This window comes from Phycicoccus sonneratiae (assembly GCF_016887965.1).
GTDB lineage: Bacteria > Actinomycetota > Actinomycetes > Actinomycetales > Dermatophilaceae > Phycicoccus > Phycicoccus sonneratiae.
Window position 1 is genome coordinate 18,076 of sequence record NZ_JAFDVD010000027.1, and the last position, 17,347, is coordinate 35,422.

Below are 17,347 nucleotides of genomic sequence, written 5' to 3' on the forward strand. Positions count from 1 at the left end.
CATGGCCTCGTCGCACGACCTCGTGCTGACCACCGTCCCCGGGGGCGCCGCCCTCTCCTCCTTCCGCGCCGTCGGCCTGCTCGCCCGGCTGCGGGTCGTGGCGCCCTCGGTCACGGCGGTGGCCGCCGAGCACGTGCACTGGGTCGCCAGCGAGGGCGCCCTCGACACCGCCACGGCGGCCACGGTCCGGCGCCTGCTGACCTACGGCGCGCCCTTCGTCCCGGCCGAGCCGGCCGGCCCGCACACCGCCCTCGTCGTCGTCGCGCCACGCCTCGGCACCCTCTCGCCCTGGGCGTCGAAGGCCACCGACATCGCGCACAGCTGCGGGGTCGCGGTCCGCCGCGTCGAGCGGGTCACCGAGTACCACCTCGTCTCCGACGACCCGCTCTCCGAGGCCGAGTGGGCCGCCTGCGCCGACCTGCTGCACGACCGGATGACCGAGTCCGCCCTCCCCGACCGTGACGCGGCCGCCCACCTCTTCGACGAGCGCGAGGCCGAGCCGATGGCGCACGTCGACGTGCTCGGCCGCGGCCGGGAGGCGCTCGATGAGGCCGACCGCGCGTTCGGCCTCGCCCTCTCCGACGACGAGGTCGACTACCTCGTCGAGGCGTTCACCGGCCTGCGCCGCAACCCCACCGACGTCGAGCTGATGATGTTCGCGCAGGCGAACTCCGAGCACTGCCGGCACAAGATCTTCAACGCCGACTTCGTCGTCGACGGTGAGCCGCAACCGCGGTCGCTCTTCGGGATGATCCGCCACACGGAGGAGGTGTCGCCGGCCGGCACGGTCGTCGCCTACTCCGACAACGCCAGCGTGATGGAGGGCGGCCGGCGGGTCCGGTGGCTGCCGGAGGACACCGACGGCCCGAGTGCCTACCGCGGGCGCGAGGACGACGTGCACGTCCTCATGAAGGTCGAGACGCACAACCACCCGACGGCCATCAGCCCGTTCCCGGGAGCGGCCACCGGCGCCGGCGGCGAGATCCGTGACGAGGGCGCGACCGGCCGCGGCTCGCAGCCCAAGGCCGGGCTCACCGGGTTCGTCGTCTCCAACCTGCACCTGCCGGGCACCGAGGAGCCCTGGGAGAGCGAGGAGTACGGCGCCCCGGCCCACGTGGCGAGCCCCCTCGAGATCATGCTCGACGGGCCCATCGGCGCCGCCGCGTTCAACAACGAGTTCGGCCGGCCGGGCCTCGGCGGCTTCTTCCGGGTCTACGAGCAGACCGTCGACGGCGTCCGCCGCGGCTTCCACAAGCCGATCATGTCCGCGGGCGGGCTCGGCACCATCAGCGCCGACCTCACGCACAAGGTGCTCTTCCCCGCAGGCACCCTCCTCGTCCAGCTCGGTGGACCCGGCATGCGCATCGGGATGGGTGGTGGTGCGGCGTCGTCGATGGCCGCGGGCGCCAACGCCGCCGACCTCGACTTCGACTCCGTGCAGCGGGGCAACCCCGAGATCGAGCGACGGGCCCAGGAGGTCGTCAACCACTGCTGGAGCCTGGGCCCGGACGAGAACCCCATCCTGGCCATCCACGACGTCGGCGCCGGCGGCCTCTCGAACGCCTTCCCCGAGCTCGTCGACGGGGCCGGCCTCGGCGCCCGGTTCGACCTCTCCGCCGTCCCCCTCGAGGAGTCGGGTCTCGCGCCGAAGGAGGTGTGGTGCAACGAGTCCCAGGAGCGGTACGTCGTCGCCATCGCCCCGACGTCGCTCGCCCGGCTCGCGGCCCTGTGCGAGCGCGAGCGGTGCCCGTACGCCGTGGTCGGGGTCGCGAAGGCCGACGGGCAGCTGGTCCTGGCCGACGGCCCGGACGACGTCGAGGGCGAGGACCGGCCCATCGACATGCCGATGGAGACCCTGCTCGGCAAGCCTCCGCGGATGACCCGCGACGTCACCCGCGTGCCGCGACACGGCGACGACCTCGACCCCGACGCCCTCGACCTGCGCGAGGCCGCGTACGCGGTGCTCCGGCACCCGACGGTCGCGAGCAAGCGGTTCCTCGTGACGATCGCCGACCGCACGGTCGGGGGGCTCACGCACCGCGACCAGATGGTCGGTCCCTGGCAGGTGCCCGTCGCCGACGTCGCGGTCACCCTGGCCGACCACGTCGGCTTCGCCGGGGAGGCGATGGCCAGCGGCGAGCGGATGCCCCTCGCCTCGGTCGACGCCCCGGCCTCCGGGCGGATGGCCGTCGGCGAGGCGCTGACCAACCTGCTCGCCGCCCCCGTGGCCGAGCTCGGCCGGGTCAAGCTCTCCTGCAACTGGATGGCCGCGTGCGGCGAGGACGGCGAGGACGCCGCGCTGTACGACACGGTGTCGGCCGTCGCGATGGAGCTGTGCCCGGCGCTCGGCGTCTCGGTGCCGGTCGGCAAGGACTCGCTGTCGATGCGCACCCGGTGGACCGACCCGGTGAGCGGCGACCCGAAGCAGGTGACCTCCCCGGTCTCCCTCGTCGTCACCGCGTTCGCCTCGCTGCCCGACGTCCGCACCACGTGGACCCCGCAGCTGCGCCCCGGGGACGAGCTCGTGGTCGTCGACCTCGGCGCCGGCCGCGACCGGATCGGCGGCTCGATGCTCGCCCAGGTGTCCGGGGCCTTCGGCCGTGAGGTCCCCGACGTCGACGACCCGCAGCGCCTCGTGTCCCTCGCGGCGGCCTTGCGCGAGATCCGTTCCCGTGGAGTCGAGCTCGCCTACCACGACCGGTCCGACGGTGGGCTCTGGGCCGCGGTGTGCGAGATGGCCTTCGCCGGTGGGGTCGGGGTCGACGTCTCCGCGCCCTCCGTCGCCGCCCTCTTCGCCGAGGAGCTCGGCGTCGTCCTCGGGGTCGCCCCCGACGACGTCCCGGCGGTCCGCGAGGTGCTCGCCGCGCACGGGCTCGACGACCTCACCCACGGCGTCGGACGCACCGCGACCGACCGCCGGGTCCGGGTGTCCGTCGCCGACGTCGCCGAGCGCCCCGCCCTCGACGAGAGCCTCCGCGACCTCGCGCAGGCCTGGGACGAGGTGTCGTGGCGGATCAGCGTCCTGCGCGACAACCCGGGCTGCGCCGACGAGGAGCATGCGGCCGTCGGTGCGGACGACGACCCCGGCCTCACGGTGGCCCCGTCCTTCGACCCCACCGACGACGTCGCGCTGCCGTACCTCGCCACCGGCGTCCGCCCGAAGGTCGCCGTGCTGCGCGAGCAGGGGGTCAACAGCCACGTCGAGACCGCGTTCATGCTCGACCGCGCGGGCTTCGACGCCTACGACGTGCACATGACCGACCTCCAGAGCGGCCGTGCCGACCTCGCGGACGTCGAGGGGCTCGTGGCGGCCGGTGGCTTCTCGTACGGCGACACGCTCGGCGCCGGCGAGGGCTGGGCGCGTTCGGTCCTGTTCTCCGAGAGGCTCACCGAGCAGTTCCACGAGTTCTTCCACCGCGACGGCACGTTCGGCCTCGGCATCTGCAACGGGTGCCAGATGTTCGCCGCGCTGGCCGACCTCGTCCCGGGTGCCGAGGCGTGGCCGCGCTTCACCCGCAACCGCTCCGAGCAGTACGAGGCCCGGCTCACCCTCGTCGAGGTCCTCGACAGCCCCTCGGTGCTCACCGCGGGGATGGCCGGGAGCCGCCTCCCGATCGCGGTGGCGCACGGCGAGGGGTTCGCGGACTTCTCGGCCCGGGGCGACCTCGCGTCGGTGGCGAGGGTCGCCCGCTTCGTCGACCACCACGGCGAGCCCGCGACCACGCACCCGTTCAACCCGAACGGCTCGCCCGGCGGCCTGACGGCGGTCACGAGCACCGACGGCCGGTTCACCGCGATGATGCCCCACCCGGAGCGGGTCTCCCGTAACGTCCAGATGTCGTGGACCAGCGGGACCGTCGAGGACGAGAGCCCCTGGCTGCGGATGTTCCGCAACGCCCGCGTCTTCGTGGGCTGACGAGAGGGGGCCGGGTGCTCACGCCCGAGGACGTCCAGAACACCCACTTCACGCAGACGCAGTTCCGGGAGGGCTACGACGAGCGCGAGGTCGACGACTTGCTCGACGAGGTCGTCGCGACCCTCCGCCACCTCGACGGCTCCTCGGCGACGGCGCCCCGCCGGCCGCTCACCGCCGCCGCCGTCCGCGACCGGCGCCTGTCGGTGACCTCCTTCCGGCGCGGCTACGACGTGCGCGAGGTCGACGCCCTGCTCGCCCGGGTCGCCGACGCGCTGGCCGAGCGCGAGGCGTCCCGGTCCACCACGGCGACCGGGAAGGCCGCCTCGGACAGTCGCCCGGTGACGGTCGACCCGGCCTTCTCGGCCACCCCGGGCCCCCGCGAGGGACTCGGGGCCCGGCTCCTGCGGGTCCTGCGCGGGGATCCCCGGCGGTGAGCCCCGCGGCGGTCGACGACCGGGCGATCGCCCGCTGGCGCTTCCGCACGCAGCTGCTCGACGGCCGGTCCGCACCGGACGCCCCCACGGCCGTCCGCTCCCTCCTCGCCGTCCAGGCCGAGAACCTCGACCAGACGGGATGGGCGCTGGCCTCCCGGGCGCCGGGCCTCACCCCGCCGGCGCTCGTCGACCTGCTCGCCGACGGCACGCTGGTGCGCACCCACGTGCTGCGTCCGACGTGGCACCTCGTGCACCGGGCCGACCTGCGCTGGCTCCTCGAGCTCACCGGGCCGCGCGTCCGGCAGCAGGTGGGGCGCCAGCTCGAGCGCGACCTCGGGCTCGACGCCGCCACGGTCGCCGCGTGCACCGACGCCGTGCTCACGGCCCTCGACGGCACCGCGGACCTCACCCGGGACGAGCTCGGCGCGTCCCTCGGGCGCGCCGGGCACGTCCTCGACGGCATGCGCCTCATGGTCGTCCTCGCCCACGTCGAGATGGGCCTGCTCGTCGGTAGCGGGGCCCCGCGCCCGGACGGTGGCACCGGTACCCAGACCTACCGCCTCCTCGACGACCGGCTCGACCCGTCGCCGTACCCCGACCGGGACGAGGCCCTCACGGCCCTGGCCGCCCGGTACGTCCTCGGCCACGGACCGGCCACCGAGCGCGACCTCGCCTACTGGGCGACCCTCACGCTCACCGACGTGCGTCGCGGGCTCGCCTCCGCCGCAACGCAGCTCGAGTCCTTCGAGCACGACGGGCGCACGTTCTGGCACGCCCCCGGCGAGGAGCCCCCACCGCGCCCCCGCACCCCGCGCGTGCACCTCATCCACCTCCTCGACGAGTGGTACCGCGGCCACCAGGACTCCCGGATGGTCGTCGACGCCGCCGGGCTGCACCCGGTGGGCCGGGAGCCGTCCATCGGCCTGCTCGTCTGCGACGCCCAGATCGCCGGCACCGTGCGTCGCACGGTCCGCCCGCACTCGGTGGCGTTCGAGGTCGCTCCCTACCGTCCCCTCACCGCGGCCGAGCGACGGGCGCTCGACGGGGAGGCCCGCGCCTACGGGGCGTACCTCGACCGCGAGGCCCACGTCTCCGTCACCGGCGACTGACCGGCCGACCCGGACGGCGACCGTCCGCAACCCGTGCCACGCTGCGCGGATGGACCGACGACCGCAGGCATCGACGACCTGGGCCCGGGCCCTCGGCTGGCGGCTCGGACGGAACCTCCTCGACCCCGTCGGGACCGAGTCGGTGGCCGAGGTGGTGCGTCGCCTCGGGGCCGTCCCGGCGATGGACGCCTCGCTGGCGGAGCTCGCGATCCGGACCCGCCGACGGTCGTCGCGCCCGGGCGAGCTGGCCGCGGCCCGGGCCGAGGGGTCGGTCATCACGGCCTTCGCCTTCCGGGGCGCGGTGCACCACCTGTCGGCCGCCGAGGGAGGCGCGTTCCTCGTCCTGCGTGCGGCCGGCCGGCAGTGGGAGCGGCGCAGCTGGGTCGAGCACTACGGGCTCTCGGCGGACGCGTGGCCGGACTTCCGGGCCACGGTCCGCGACGCCCTGGCCGGCGGTCCGCTGACCGTCACCGAGCTCGGGGAGGCCGTCACCCGGCGCCCGGCCTACCGCCACCTCACCCCGGTGTTCGCGGAGGGGGCGGGCACCCTCGTCAAGCCCCTCACCTGGCAGGGCGACATGGTCTTCGGCCCCCCACGGGAGGGGCGCTCCACCTTCCAGCGCCTCGACACCAACCCGCACTGGGGCGGGCTGCCCGACCTCGACGCCGCGGGGGAGTACGCCGTCACCTCCTTCCTGCGGACCTACGGCCCGGCGACCCCGGAGCACGTCCACCACTGGCTCGGTGACGGGCTCAGCGCGGGTCGGCGGAGGATCGAGGGCTGGCTCGCGGCCCTCGGCGACCGGCTCGTCGCCGTCGACGTCGAGGGCACGACGGCGTACGTGCTCGCCGAGGACGTCACCGCGCTGGACGCCGCCGAACCGTCCGACGAGGTGCGCCTGCTCCCGGGCCACGACCAGTGGGTGATGGCGCCGGGCACGGCGGACGAGCGCATCGTGCCGCCCGCGCGCCGGGAGGCCGTGACGCGCAAGGCGAACATCGTCGTGGCCGGTGGCGTCGTGCGCGGCGTGTGGACGCGCCGGGGCGAGGCCCTGACCGTCGAGTGGCTCGACGACGCGCCCGTCCCCGAGGCCGCGGTCGCCGCGGAGGCCGAGCGGCTGGCCGGCGTCCTCGGGGTCGACCTGCGCCTGCACCTCACCGCCGGCTGACCGTCAGCGTCGACGCCAGGACCCGGGGTCCGGGGGCTCGGGGGACGCGGCGGCCGTCGCGTCGGAGGCCCGCAGCGGGCGGGCGGAGGGCACCCGACGGGCGACGTCCGCGCCCGGCAGCACCCCGGTGGGCAGCGCGGCCGAGGCCGCGGCCCGGCGCAGCGTGTAGAGGTCGAGCGGGGAGGCCGACGCGACGAGGACGAGGTTGCCGAACCGCCGCCCCTTGAGGACCTCGTGCAGGCCGACGAGTGCGGTGTGCCCGAACGCCTCTCGCGCCCCGGCCACGACCCGCGCGACGTACCGCATCCCCGGCTCGTCGGTGAGGTTGGCGAGGAGGAGACCGGTGTCGCCGAGCACCCGGCGGACGTCGGTGAGCCACTCCACGGTGCCCAGACCGGCGGGGACCCGACCCTCCGCGAAGGCGTCGAGGACGACGACGTCCGCGCTCGCGTCGCGCAGCGCGGCGACCCCGTCCTCGCCGCGCACCGGCCGGACCCGGATGCGGTGGCCGCGGGGGAGGGGCAGCTCGCGGCGCACGGACTCGGTGAGGGCGGCGTCGGGCTCGAGGACCACCTGGGTCGACCCCGGCCGGGTGTGGTGCAGCCACCGCGCGAGGGTCAGCCCGGCGCCCCCGACGTGGGTGACGCGCAGCCGCCCCGCCGGCGCCAGCGCGTCGACGGCGAGGGCGAGGTGCTGCACGTACTCGAAGTGCAGCGCGGCGGGGTCCGCGAGGTCGACCGCTGACTGGGGGAAGCCGTCGACGAGGACGGTGACGGCACCCCCGTCCTCCTCGAAGCGCACGTCGACCACGGTCAGGAGGCTACGGGCACGGTCGTCGGCGGCCGCGGGTAGCGTCGTCGGCATGCCACCCCGCCGTCGCACCGACCCCGCCGCCGGCACGGCGGCCCTGGCCGCCTGGCGTGCCGACCCCGAGGGCACCGACCGCGCCACCCGGGCCACCGCCGTCCGGCACACCCTCGACGAGCTCGCCGCGCGAGCCCCGGGCAACAGCGTCGAGGTGCGGGTGCCGCCCTTCGGCGTCGTCCAGTGCGTCGAGGGTCCGCGGCACACCCGCGGCACCCCGCCCAACGTCGTCGAGACCGACGCCGAGTCGTGGCTGCGGCTCGCCACCGGCACCCTCGCCTGGGCGCAGGCCCTCGCCGAGGGGGTGCTGCGGGTCAGCGGCACCCGCGCCGACCTCTCGCCCCTGCTGCCCCTCACCCGCGAGGAGGCCATGTGAGCGGGCTGCGGCAGGGCGTCGTCCTCCTCACCGACGAGCCGTGGCGCGAGAGCGCCCCACGCTGGCGGGCCGTCGAGGAGATGGGCTTCGACCACGCGTGGACCTACGACCACCTCGTCTGGGGCGGCCTCCCCGACAGCCCGTGGTTCAGCGCGCTGCCCACGCTGGCGGCCGCGGCGGGCGTCACCGAGCGCATCGGCCTCGGCACCTTCGTCTCCTCGCCCAACCAGAACCACCCGTACACGTACGCCCGCGACGTCATCACCCTCGACGACCTCACGGGGGGCCGGTTCCTCTGCGGTCTCGGCACCGGGGGCGACCTCGACTCCCGGCTCCTCGGGGCCGACCTCGTCCTGCGCCAGCGGGTCGAGCGCTTCCACGAGTTCGTCCCCCTCCTCGACCGGCTGCTGCGCGAGGACCACGTCACGCACGACGGTGAGTGGTACACCACGCGGGACGCCCGCACCCTCCCCGGCCCGGTGCGCCACCGGGTGCCCCTGCTCGTCGCGGCCAACGGCCCCCGGTCCATCCGGCTCGCCGCCGCGCACGCCGACGGATGGGTCACCTACGGCGGGAAGGGCGACACGCTCGATGCGTGGTTCGCCCACGTCGCCGAGCTCGTCGAGCGCTTCGAGGCCGCCGTCGCGGAGTCCGGGCGCGGCCCGCTCGACCGCTACCTCTCCCTCGACTCCTCGCCCCGGTTCTCGCTCGAGTCGGCCGGCCTGCACGCCGAGATGACCGGCCGGGCCGCCGCGCTGGGCTTCACCGACGTCGTCGTCCACTGGCCGCGGGCGGAGGGCCCGTACGCGGGCGACCCCGCCGTCCTCGAGGAGGTGGCGGGGTCGCTCGGGGCGTGACGCGTCAGGCGACGGCCATCACCATGATCGGGTCGGTCGTCGGGGCCTGCGAGCCACCGGTCGGCTCGACGGTGACGCCCACCGCGGACGCGCCGTCGATGCCACCCTCGAGCACGGCTTCGCCGTGGCCGTCGGCGCCGGCGGTGAGGAAGCCGGCCGAGCGGGCGACCTCGTCGGAGCCGACGTACCAGAGCTGGTAGGTCTTGCCGTCGGGCGCGGGGGGCATCCCGGCGACGGTGATGGCCGAGCGGTCGAGCCGCCGGCTGTAGGCGAGCGTCGCGGTCACCGCACCCTTGTGGCTCGTGACCGTGGCCGCGTCGTCGGCCCGTTCGACCTGCTGCACCGCGCTGAGGGTCGGCGCGTCGCCGGACCAGGGGCTCCAGGCGATGCCGCCCACCGCGATGGCGGCGGCGGCCGCCGCGGCAGCCAGCCAGGTGCTCGCGCGACGGAACAGGGGCACGACCGGGGCCACGGGCGTGGACGGGTCGTCGGCGGCGGAGACGAGCGAGGAGTCGGTGACCAGGGGAGGCAGTGGCCGGACCTGGGCGATGCCGGCGAGCACGGACGTGCGGAGGGACGCCGGTGGCGTCGCCTCCCCGAGGACGGCGAGCGAGTGGGCGGCATCGCTGAGCTCGGCGACCTCCGCGCGGCAGGCGTCGCAGACCGACAGGTGGTGCTCGAACGACTCGCGCTCGGCGCGGTCGAGCGCGTCGACCGCGTACGCACCGCTGAGGTGGTGCAGATCGGGGCTCATGCCGGTACTCCCAACGTGTCCCGGAGGCGGATGAGTCCGTCCCGGATCCTGGTCTTCGCGGTGCCGAGGGGCAGGCCCAGCAGGCCGGCGACCTCGGTGTGCGTGTACCCACCGAGGTAGGCCAGCTCCACGGCGGAGCGCTGGGCCTCGGTGAGGGTGAGCAGGGCCTTGCGGACCCGCTGCGCCTCGAGGGCGGTGGTGGCGGCCTCCGAGGTCTCGTCGAACTCGACGGGGCGGGTGGCGGCCGCGTGGGCGTCGTCGCGCCGACGGGAGGCCTCGCTCGAGCGGACCCGGTCGACGGCCGCGCGGTGCGCGATGGTCATCAGCCATGAGAGGGCACTGCCCCGGGCGGGGTCGAAGCGGGCGCTGCTGCGCCACACGTCGAGGTAGACCTCCTGGGTCACCTCCTCCGACATCGCGTGGTCCCGGACGATCCGCAGGACCAGCCCGAACACCCGGCGGGAGGTGGCGTCGTAGAGGTCGGCGAAGGCCGCCTCGTCACCACGTGCCGACCGGCGGAGCAGCTCCGCGAGGTCGGCCGGGGAGGCGGCCGCCCCCCCGGACACCGAGGTTCGTGGTCCGGGGGAAGCAGCCGTCATGTCCTCCATCATCGCTGATCCGTCACATCTCCGGGACGAGAACCTTGTCGATGATGTACACGGTCGCGTTGGCGGTCTGCACGTTGCCGCAGACGACCTTGGCGTCACCCGGGGTGACGGTGAAGTCCTCGCCCGAGCCCATGACGTTGATCGACTTGCCGGAGAGGGTCTTGTGCTCGCCGGACAGCTGGTCCGGGGAGAGCCGGCCCTCGACGACGTGGTTGGTGAGGACGGTGGTGAGCAGGCCCTTGGGGTCGGCCATCGCCTTGTCGAGGGTCGCCTTGTCGAGCGCCGCGAACGCGTCGTCGGTCGGGGCGAAGACGGTGATGTCCTTCGCGCTGTTCAGCGTGTCGCCGAGGCCGGCCTCGCCGACCGCGGTGACGAGGGTCTTCAGGGCCGGGTTGTTGCTCGCGGCGGTGGCGACCGGGTCCTTGGACATGCCGTCGAACGAGCCGGCACCACTGGTCGGGACACCGGCGCAGGCGGGGCCGAAGGGCTCGTCCATCGAGGAGCTCATCGACTCCGAGGGGCTGGCCGAGGGGGCCGCCGAGGTCATCGTGTCGCTCGAGCCGGAGCCCGAGCCGCTGTCGTCGGAGCCGCAGGCGGCGAGGGTCAGGGGGAGGGCCAGCGCCAGGGCGGCGACCGTCAGGCGGGTGGAACGCATGGGGAGTGCTCCTTGATGGAGGGTGTCTTGCTTCGTACACCTGTCGTTCGAGGCGCCGTGCGACGCGGATTGGTTGTGGGGCAACTTTTCCGGCCGTTCCTGGTCACGAGTCGGTCACGGCCCGGGAGTGTGGCGTCGCGCACACGACGACGCCCACCGGCTGCAGGTGCAGCCGGTGGGCGTCGTGGGCCGGAGAGGTCACTCGACGGTGACGATGACCGAGTGCCAGCCGGTCGCTCCCTTGGGGAACGGCGTCTGTCGTGCGTCGGTCTGGGCCTGCCCGTCCTCGTCGGTGGCCCGCACCTCGAGGGTGTGCCGCCCCGGCAGGGCGTCCCAGGGCAGGTACCACTGGCGCCAGTAGTCGATGCCGGCGTCCGGGCCGAGCCGCGTCTCCATCCAGCGGCCGCCGTCGACGCGCACCTCGACCTTCGCGACGCCGCGTTGCTGCGCCCAGGCGACGCCCCCGATGACGACCCGCCCGGCCGCGACCGTGGACAGCGGCTTCGGGGTGTCGATGCGGCTCTCGGTGTAGATCGGGGCGTCGGTGGCCCAGTCGCGGCCGGTCCAGTACGCGGTCTCCTTCGCGTACGTCGTCGCCGTGAGCTTCGTGAGCCACTTCGTCGCGCCGACGAAGCCGTAGAGGCCGGGGGTGACGAGCCGGGCGGGGAAGCCGTGCACCGGGGGGAGGGGCTCGCCGTTCATCCCGACGGCGACGAGGGCGTCGCGGTCGTCCATGAGGGCCTGGAGCGGTGTCGAGATGGTCATGCCCTCGGTGGAGGTGCTGAAGATCTGGTCGACTCCCTGCTGCACGCCGGCCCGCTCGAGGAGGTCGCGCACGCGCACCCCGAGCCAGCGGGCGCTGCTGATGTACGGTCCGCCGACCTCGTTCGAGACGCAGGTGAGGGTGATGTCCTTCTCGATCATCGGGAGGTCGAGCAGCTCGTCGAAGGACAGCGTGAAGGGGTTGTCGACCATCCCGTCGATGCTCAGCTCCCACCCGGTCGTGCTGACCCGGGGGATGACGAGGGCGGTGTCGATCCGGTAGAAGGCGTCGTTCGCGGTGCGAAAGGAGGACACCCCCTTGACCATCTCCTCCAGCCCCTGCGGCAGCGGCGGGAGCGGGGTGGCCGGGGTCGGGAGGACGACGTCGGAGGTCACCGTCGCACGGCGGACGAGGGCCTGGCCGAGCCCACCGCCCGTGGCGGCGACGGCGCCGAGGCCGGCCGCGGCGACGATGACCGAGCGCCGGCCGCTCGTGCCGTCGCCCGCGGCGGTGCGGTTCGGGCCCGCTCCGGCGGTCGGGTCGGCGTCGGCCGCCGCCCAGCGGTCGAGGGCCGCGAACAGCCACGACGCACCGAAGACGCCGACGAGGGCCGTGACCAGCCCGGGGAGGAGGTCGACGGGCTGGGCGGTCGGACGGGTGGCCGCCGCGGCGACGGCGAGCAGCGCGAGAACCCCGATGAGGGCGAGACCGAGGGTGCGCCGGGTGCGGGCCACGATGCCGATCGCGGCCGCGGCGAGGAGGGTGACGAGCGCGACCGACCCGATGAGGATCGGCTTGTCGGCCGTGCCGAAGGTCGAGACCGCCCACTCCTTGACCGGCGTGGGGGTGGCGTCGATGACCGTCGAGCCGACGGCGAGCACGGGGGAGGCCTCCGGCGAGACGAGGCCCGCGACGAGGTGCCCGGCGCCGGCGCCGGCCGCGGTGGCCAGCAGGGCGCCGACCGCGTACCACCGACGGGACGCGCGACGGGCGTCCGTCGGGCGGGGTGGGCTCTGCGGGCTGGCCTGCGAGGTGGTCATGTCGTCGGTTCGGAGCGGACGAGGGCGGCGGATGGTCGGACGACGCGTCTCACGAGGGGGTGCACGCCCTCCAGTGTGGGCGGCCCGGGGCCGGTGCGGGAGGTGGCGGGCCGTACCGTAAGGACCGTGAAACCTGCCCGGCGTCCCCGCTTCCTCCCGTTCATCCTCACGGGTGCGGTCCTCGGTTTCGCGCTCGGCGCCGCGATCGCCGACTTCGGGTGGCTCGAGGACACCGACACGGCGTTGGCGCAGAACCAGTACTCGCCCACCGCCGCTATCGGCTACCTCGGCCTCCTCGGCGCGGCCCTGCTGGCGCTCGTCGCGGCGCTCGTCGCCCTGTTCGTCGAGCGGTTGTCCCGACGCCCCTGACCGACCCCGTGAGAGGATGGAGCACGTGCCACGCGGAGACGGACGCCTCAGCCACGACCTGCTTCCCGGTGAGAAGGGCCCCCAGGACGCCTGCGGGGTGTTCGGGGTCTGGGCCCCCGGCGAGGACGTCGCCAAGCTGACCTACTACGGGCTCTACGCGCTCCAGCACCGCGGCCAGGAGTCGGCGGGCATCGCGACCTCCGACGGCAAGCGGCTCCTCGTCTACAAGGACATGGGGCTGGTGTCGCAGGTCTTCGACGAGCGCTCGCTCGCCTCGCTGCGCGGGCACCTCGCCGTCGGCCACTGCCGCTACTCGACGACCGGCGGGTCGACCTGGGAGAACGCCCAGCCCACCCTCGACGGGCACGACGGCAGCACGGTCGCGCTGGCGCACAACGGCAACCTCATCAACTCCGCCGAGCTGCGCGACGTCGTCCTCGGCCGGCGGGTCGAGGGCCACCGCGGCGAGATGGCGCGCGGCAACACCACCGACACCGCGCTCGTCACCGCCCTGCTCACCGCCGACCCCGACCGCACCGTCGAGGCCGCGGCCCTCGAGGTGCTGCCGCTGCTGCGCGGCGCCTTCTGCCTCGTCTTCATGGACGAGCACACCCTCTACGCCGCCCGCGACCCCCAGGGCATCCGGCCGCTCGTCATCGGGCGGCTCGAGCGCGGCTGGGTCGTCGCGTCCGAGACCGCAGCGCTCGACATCGTCGGTGCCTCGTTCGTCCGCGAGGTCGAGCCCGGCGAGCTCATCGCCGTCGACGAGGACGGCCTGCGCTCGCAGCACTTCGCGCAGGCCCAGCCCAAGGGGTGCGTCTTCGAGTACGTGTACCTCGCGCGGCCGGACACGACGATCGCGGGGCAGGTCGTCCACGAGTCGCGGGTCGAGATGGGACGGGCGCTGGCGCGCGAGCACCCGGTCGAGGCCGACCTCGTGATGCCGACGCCCGAGTCGGGGACACCGGCGGCCATCGGGTACGCGCAGGAGTCGGGGATCCCGTACGGGCAGGGGCTGGTCAAGAACTCGTACGTCGGGCGGACCTTCATCGCGCCGTCGCAGACCATCCGGCAGCTCGGTATCCGGTTGAAGCTCAACCCTCTTCGTGACGTCATCAAGGGCAAGCGGCTCGTGGTCGTCGACGACTCGATCGTCCGGGGCAACACGCAGCGAGCGCTCGTGCGGATGCTGCGCGAGGCCGGGGCCGCCGAGGTGCACGTGCGCATCTCGTCGCCGCCGGTGCGCTGGCCGTGCTTCTACGGCATCGACTTCGCGACGCGTGCCGAGCTGATCGCCACCGGGCTCGGGGTCGACGAGGTGTGCAACTCGATCGGCGCCGACAGCCTCGGGTACATCTCCGAGGACGGGATGGTCGCGGCCACGAACCAGCCGCGCGAGCGCCTGTGCACGGCGTGCTTCACCGGCTCCTACCCCGTCGCGCTGCCCGAGGACGGCCGGCTCGGCAAGGGGGTCCTCGAGCTCGAGCTGCCGCTGGGTGACGGCGTCGGCGGGGACGGTGACGGCGGTGGTCGCGCCGTCGGCGAGCGCCACCCGCACCGGCAGGCCCCGCTCGTCGACGTGCCGGTGCTCGACGTCGAGGGGGTCCCGACCTCCGCCGGGGGTGGCGCGGCCGAGGCCGTCCTCCGCCCCTGACGGCTCCCGGCTCCCGGCTCCCTCGGGTCGAGGTGAAACCCGACCGGATGCGGGTCGCCCTTCACCTCGAACCAAGTGAGGGCTGCGCGGTCGAGGTGAAACCCGACCGGATGCGGGTCGCCCTTCACCTCGAACGGGCACCAGCCGGTCAGGCCGAGCGCTGGACGCGGTGCCAGTACGCGGCGCAGATCTGGTCGAGGTAGGCCTCTGGCGTGAGGCGCCAGCCGAGGAGGCCGACCCGCAGGACGAGCGAGGCGCCCAGGGCCACGGAGTTCTGGCGCAGGGTGTCGTCCGAGGTCGCGAGGGCCAGCAGGTGCCCGGTGCCGTCGACCTCGACGACCAGGCGGGCCTCCGGCCACTCGAGGTCGAGGTACGCCCGTCCGTCCGGGAGACGCCGCACCGTCTGTCGCGCGGGCGGCGGCAGGCCCCGGCGCAGGCACGCCGCCGCGACGTCGAGCTCGCCGAGCGAGTGGGCGCCGTCGGCCACGTCGGAGACGACCTGGCGGACGAAGGCCCGGCGGCTCCTGCCCCGGACGCGACCGACCGCGTCGAGCAGCTGCGCACCGGTGCACAGCCGCTGCTGCACAGGCATGACGAGGAGCAACGCCGCCTGCGGGTCGCTGACCGCCCAGTGGGCCGCACGCACCGCCGCGACCGCCGGCCGCGTGCGGGGGAGCCCGCCGGCCACGAGCTCGCCGTCGACCCGCCGGACGACCTTGTGGAGGTGGACACCGTCGACGGGGCAGACCTCGGCGGTGTGCTTGACGGACACGTGGACGACGTCGTCGTCGAACCCGGTCATGCCGGCGTGCTGGAGCGCGGTCACGCCGTCGACGGCGGCGATGTCGGCACCGACCTCCCAGACCGCACGCCACCGGTGCGCGAGCGGGCCGAGCGCTCCGGTGACCGTGGCGACGGTCTGCACCCCGTGCAGGGCCCAGCGACCGGCGGCCACCTCGCGACGGACCATCCGGTGGTCGACACCGACCGTGCGGAGCAGCCCGCGCGAGACGACACCGTCGAACTCGTCGGCCAGGGCGCGTGACCGCTCGCGGCGACGGCGCACCGGCTCGCGGTGCGGTGACTTGGCGTCCATCATCCTACGGTGCCGCGCGCCCGACCCGGACGCCTCAGCGGATGACGGACCTGTGGACGACGGCCCGTCGGTCGTCGCCTGTGGACGACGGGTCGAGGTGAAACCCGACCGGATGTCGGTCGCCCTTCACCTCGACCCGGGGGGGCGAAGCGTCAGGTCGTCGTGGAGGAGGTGGTCGAGGGCTCCTGCTCACCGGTGGCGCCGACCGCCATCCGGCTGCGGCGCACGCCGTAGGTGAAGTAGATGACGAAGCCGAGGGCCATCCAGATGATGAACCGCAGCCAGGTCTCGACCGACAGGTTGACCATGAGGTAGAGGCTGATCAGCGCGGCGAGCACGGGCAGCACCGGCGAGAACGGCACCCGGAAGGCGCGCTCGAGGTCCGGACGCCGCGAGCGCAGCACCGGCACCGCGAGCGACACCAGCGCGAACGCCGACAGGGTGCCGATGTTGACCATCTCCTCGAGCTTGCCGATGGGCGTCAGCGAGGCGATGAGCGCGACGGCGGTGCCGATGATGAGGGTGAGGCGCACCGGGGTCCCGGTGCGGGGGTTGGTCCGGCCGAGCCCGCGGGGCAGCAGCCAGTCGCGCGACATCGCGAAGGTCACGCGGGTCGCCCCGATGATCAGCGTCATGACGACCGTCATCAGGCCGGCCACCGCGCCGGCGGCGATGATCGTCGCGTACCCGGGCTTGCCGACCGACTCGAACGCAGCGGCGAGCGCGGCCTCGGGGTCGATCTTGTCGTAGGGAACCATCCCGGTGATGACGAGCGTCGTCGCGACGTAGAGCACGGTGCAGATGACGAGCGAGGCGATGATCCCGATCGGCAGGTCGCGCTGGGGGTTCTTCGCCTCCTCGGCCGTCGTGGCCACGACGTCGAACCCGATGTAGGCGAAGAAGACGATCGAGGCCCCGGAGACGATGCCGAGGACGCCGTAGGTCGTCGGTTCCAGCCCGAAGAGCACCTGGATGAGCGGTGCGGCCAGCCCCTCGGTGGCCTTCCCGGCCTGGGCCGGCGGGATGAACGGCGAGTAGTTCGCGGAGTTGACGAACGAGATGCCGGCGATGATGACGAACAGGACGATGAAGAGCTTGACCGCCACGAGGACGAGGTTGACCCGCAGCGACTCCTTGATGCCGATCGCGATGAGCGCCGTGAGCACGGCGACGAGGACGAACGCCGGCAGGTCGAAGTGCGACCCCGGCGCCACCGCCGCGGGCACGGTGATGCTCAGCTTCTCGAGGAAGAGGGTCGCGTACTGCGACCAGCCCTGGGCCACGACGCTCGCGCCGAGCATCAGCTCGAGGAGGAGGTCCCAGCCGATGATCCACGCGACCAGCTCGCCGAGGGAGGCGTACGAGAACGTGTACGCGGACCCGGACACCGGCACGGTGGAGGCGAACTCGGCGTAGCAGAGCGCGGCGAGCCCGCAGCAGACCGCCGCGAGGACGAACGAGATGGCGATCGACGGGCCGGCGTAGTCGGCGGCCGCCCGACCCGTGAGGGTGAAGATGCCGGCGCCGATGATGACGCCGATGCCGAAGACGGTGAGGTCGAGGGCGGTGAGCTTCTTCTTGAGCTGGAACTCCGGTTCGTCGGTCTCGCGGATGGACTGCTCGATCGACTTGGTGCGCATGACGCCCATGTCGTCCTCCTCGCCTGGCGGGTGGCCTGTCGCCG

Annotated in this window: 15 protein-coding genes; 8 read left to right on the forward strand and 7 right to left on the reverse strand. The window is 74.2% G+C overall.

The genetic code is table 11. The features are described from left to right. The first annotated feature begins 1 nt into the window (after position 1). Genes purL through JQN70_RS19130 form a run of 4 tightly spaced genes read left to right on the forward strand, consistent with a single transcriptional unit; the run spans position 2 to position 6,627 of the window. Positions 2 to 3,916, forward strand: coding sequence for a phosphoribosylformylglycinamidine synthase (gene purL, locus JQN70_RS19115; RefSeq protein ID WP_204132985.1), 3,915 nt, complete (start codon positions 2 to 4; stop codon positions 3,914 to 3,916). A gap of 14 nt (positions 3,917 to 3,930) precedes the next feature. Continuing rightward, a complete protein-coding gene (locus tag JQN70_RS19120; protein WP_204132986.1) occupies positions 3,931 to 4,350 on the forward strand; it encodes a DivIVA domain-containing protein in 420 nt (139 codons plus the stop codon). Continuing rightward, entirely contained in the window at positions 4,347 to 5,459 is a 1,113-nt protein-coding gene (locus JQN70_RS19125) for a winged helix DNA-binding domain-containing protein (RefSeq protein ID WP_204132987.1), read from the forward strand. Before JQN70_RS19120 ends, JQN70_RS19125 begins: the two co-directional genes overlap by 4 nt. 49 nt (positions 5,460 to 5,508) lie before the next feature. After that, positions 5,509 to 6,627: a DNA glycosylase AlkZ-like family protein gene (locus tag JQN70_RS19130; RefSeq protein WP_204132988.1), complete on the forward strand. Its 1,119-nt coding sequence runs from the start codon at positions 5,509 to 5,511 to the stop codon at positions 6,625 to 6,627. A gap of 3 nt (positions 6,628 to 6,630) precedes the next feature. Here the strand turns inward: JQN70_RS19130 and JQN70_RS19135 are convergent, their stop codons facing one another. After that, a complete protein-coding gene (locus tag JQN70_RS19135) occupies positions 6,631 to 7,437 on the reverse strand; it encodes a spermidine synthase (protein ID WP_307836099.1) in 807 nt (268 codons plus the stop codon). Positions 7,438 to 7,489: 52 nt separating this feature from the next. Here JQN70_RS19135 and JQN70_RS19140 point away from each other — a divergent pair, with 52 nt between their 5' ends. Together JQN70_RS19140 and JQN70_RS19145 are read left to right on the forward strand one after the other, a co-directional pair. Further along, positions 7,490 to 7,867, forward strand: coding sequence for a sterol carrier family protein (locus JQN70_RS19140; protein ID WP_204132990.1), 378 nt, complete (start codon positions 7,490 to 7,492; stop codon positions 7,865 to 7,867). Further along, positions 7,864 to 8,724: an LLM class flavin-dependent oxidoreductase gene (locus JQN70_RS19145; protein WP_307836100.1), complete on the forward strand. Its 861-nt coding sequence runs from the start codon at positions 7,864 to 7,866 to the stop codon at positions 8,722 to 8,724. The genes JQN70_RS19140 and JQN70_RS19145 overlap by 4 nt, the downstream gene beginning before the upstream one ends. A 4-nt stretch (positions 8,725 to 8,728) precedes the next feature. On the opposite strand, the gene JQN70_RS19150 is transcribed toward JQN70_RS19145, so the two are convergent. The 4 genes from JQN70_RS19150 to JQN70_RS19165 form a co-directional block, all read right to left on the reverse strand. Further along, positions 8,729 to 9,478: an anti-sigma factor gene (locus tag JQN70_RS19150; protein ID WP_204132991.1), complete on the reverse strand. Its 750-nt coding sequence runs from the start codon at positions 9,476 to 9,478 to the stop codon at positions 8,729 to 8,731. Then, positions 9,475 to 10,077 (reverse strand): ECF RNA polymerase sigma factor SigK, encoded by a 603-nt coding sequence (gene sigK / locus JQN70_RS19155; protein WP_204132992.1) that lies wholly within the window; start codon positions 10,075 to 10,077, stop codon positions 9,475 to 9,477. The genes JQN70_RS19150 and sigK overlap by 4 nt, the downstream gene beginning before the upstream one ends. Positions 10,078 to 10,099: 22 nt before the next feature. After that, positions 10,100 to 10,741 (reverse strand): fasciclin domain-containing protein, encoded by a 642-nt coding sequence (locus JQN70_RS19160; protein WP_204132993.1) that lies wholly within the window; start codon positions 10,739 to 10,741, stop codon positions 10,100 to 10,102. Positions 10,742 to 10,939: 198 nt separating this feature from the next. Further along, a complete protein-coding gene (locus tag JQN70_RS19165) occupies positions 10,940 to 12,544 on the reverse strand; it encodes a molybdopterin-dependent oxidoreductase (RefSeq protein ID WP_204132994.1) in 1,605 nt (534 codons plus the stop codon). 126 nt (positions 12,545 to 12,670) lie between these two features. On the opposite strand from JQN70_RS19165, the gene JQN70_RS19170 reads away from it, so the two are divergent. Beyond that, the gene (locus JQN70_RS19170) at positions 12,671 to 12,913 is read left to right on the forward strand and encodes a hypothetical protein (RefSeq protein WP_204132995.1); all 243 of its coding nucleotides are present in this window, start codon (positions 12,671 to 12,673) and stop codon (positions 12,911 to 12,913) included. A 25-nt stretch (positions 12,914 to 12,938) separates the two neighbouring features. After that, positions 12,939 to 14,567, forward strand: a complete 1,629-nt coding sequence (gene purF, locus JQN70_RS19175; RefSeq protein WP_204132996.1) for an amidophosphoribosyltransferase — start codon at positions 12,939 to 12,941, stop codon at positions 14,565 to 14,567. A 148-nt stretch (positions 14,568 to 14,715) separates the two neighbouring features. Here purF and JQN70_RS19180 read toward each other — a convergent pair whose 3' ends face one another. Together JQN70_RS19180 and JQN70_RS19185 are read right to left on the reverse strand one after the other, a co-directional pair. Next, positions 14,716 to 15,663, reverse strand: coding sequence for a hypothetical protein (locus JQN70_RS19180; protein WP_204132997.1), 948 nt, complete (start codon positions 15,661 to 15,663; stop codon positions 14,716 to 14,718). A 152-nt stretch (positions 15,664 to 15,815) separates the two neighbouring features. Continuing rightward, positions 15,816 to 17,312: an amino acid permease gene (locus JQN70_RS19185; protein WP_204132998.1), complete on the reverse strand. Its 1,497-nt coding sequence runs from the start codon at positions 17,310 to 17,312 to the stop codon at positions 15,816 to 15,818. Positions 17,313 to 17,347: the final 35 nt, after the last annotated feature.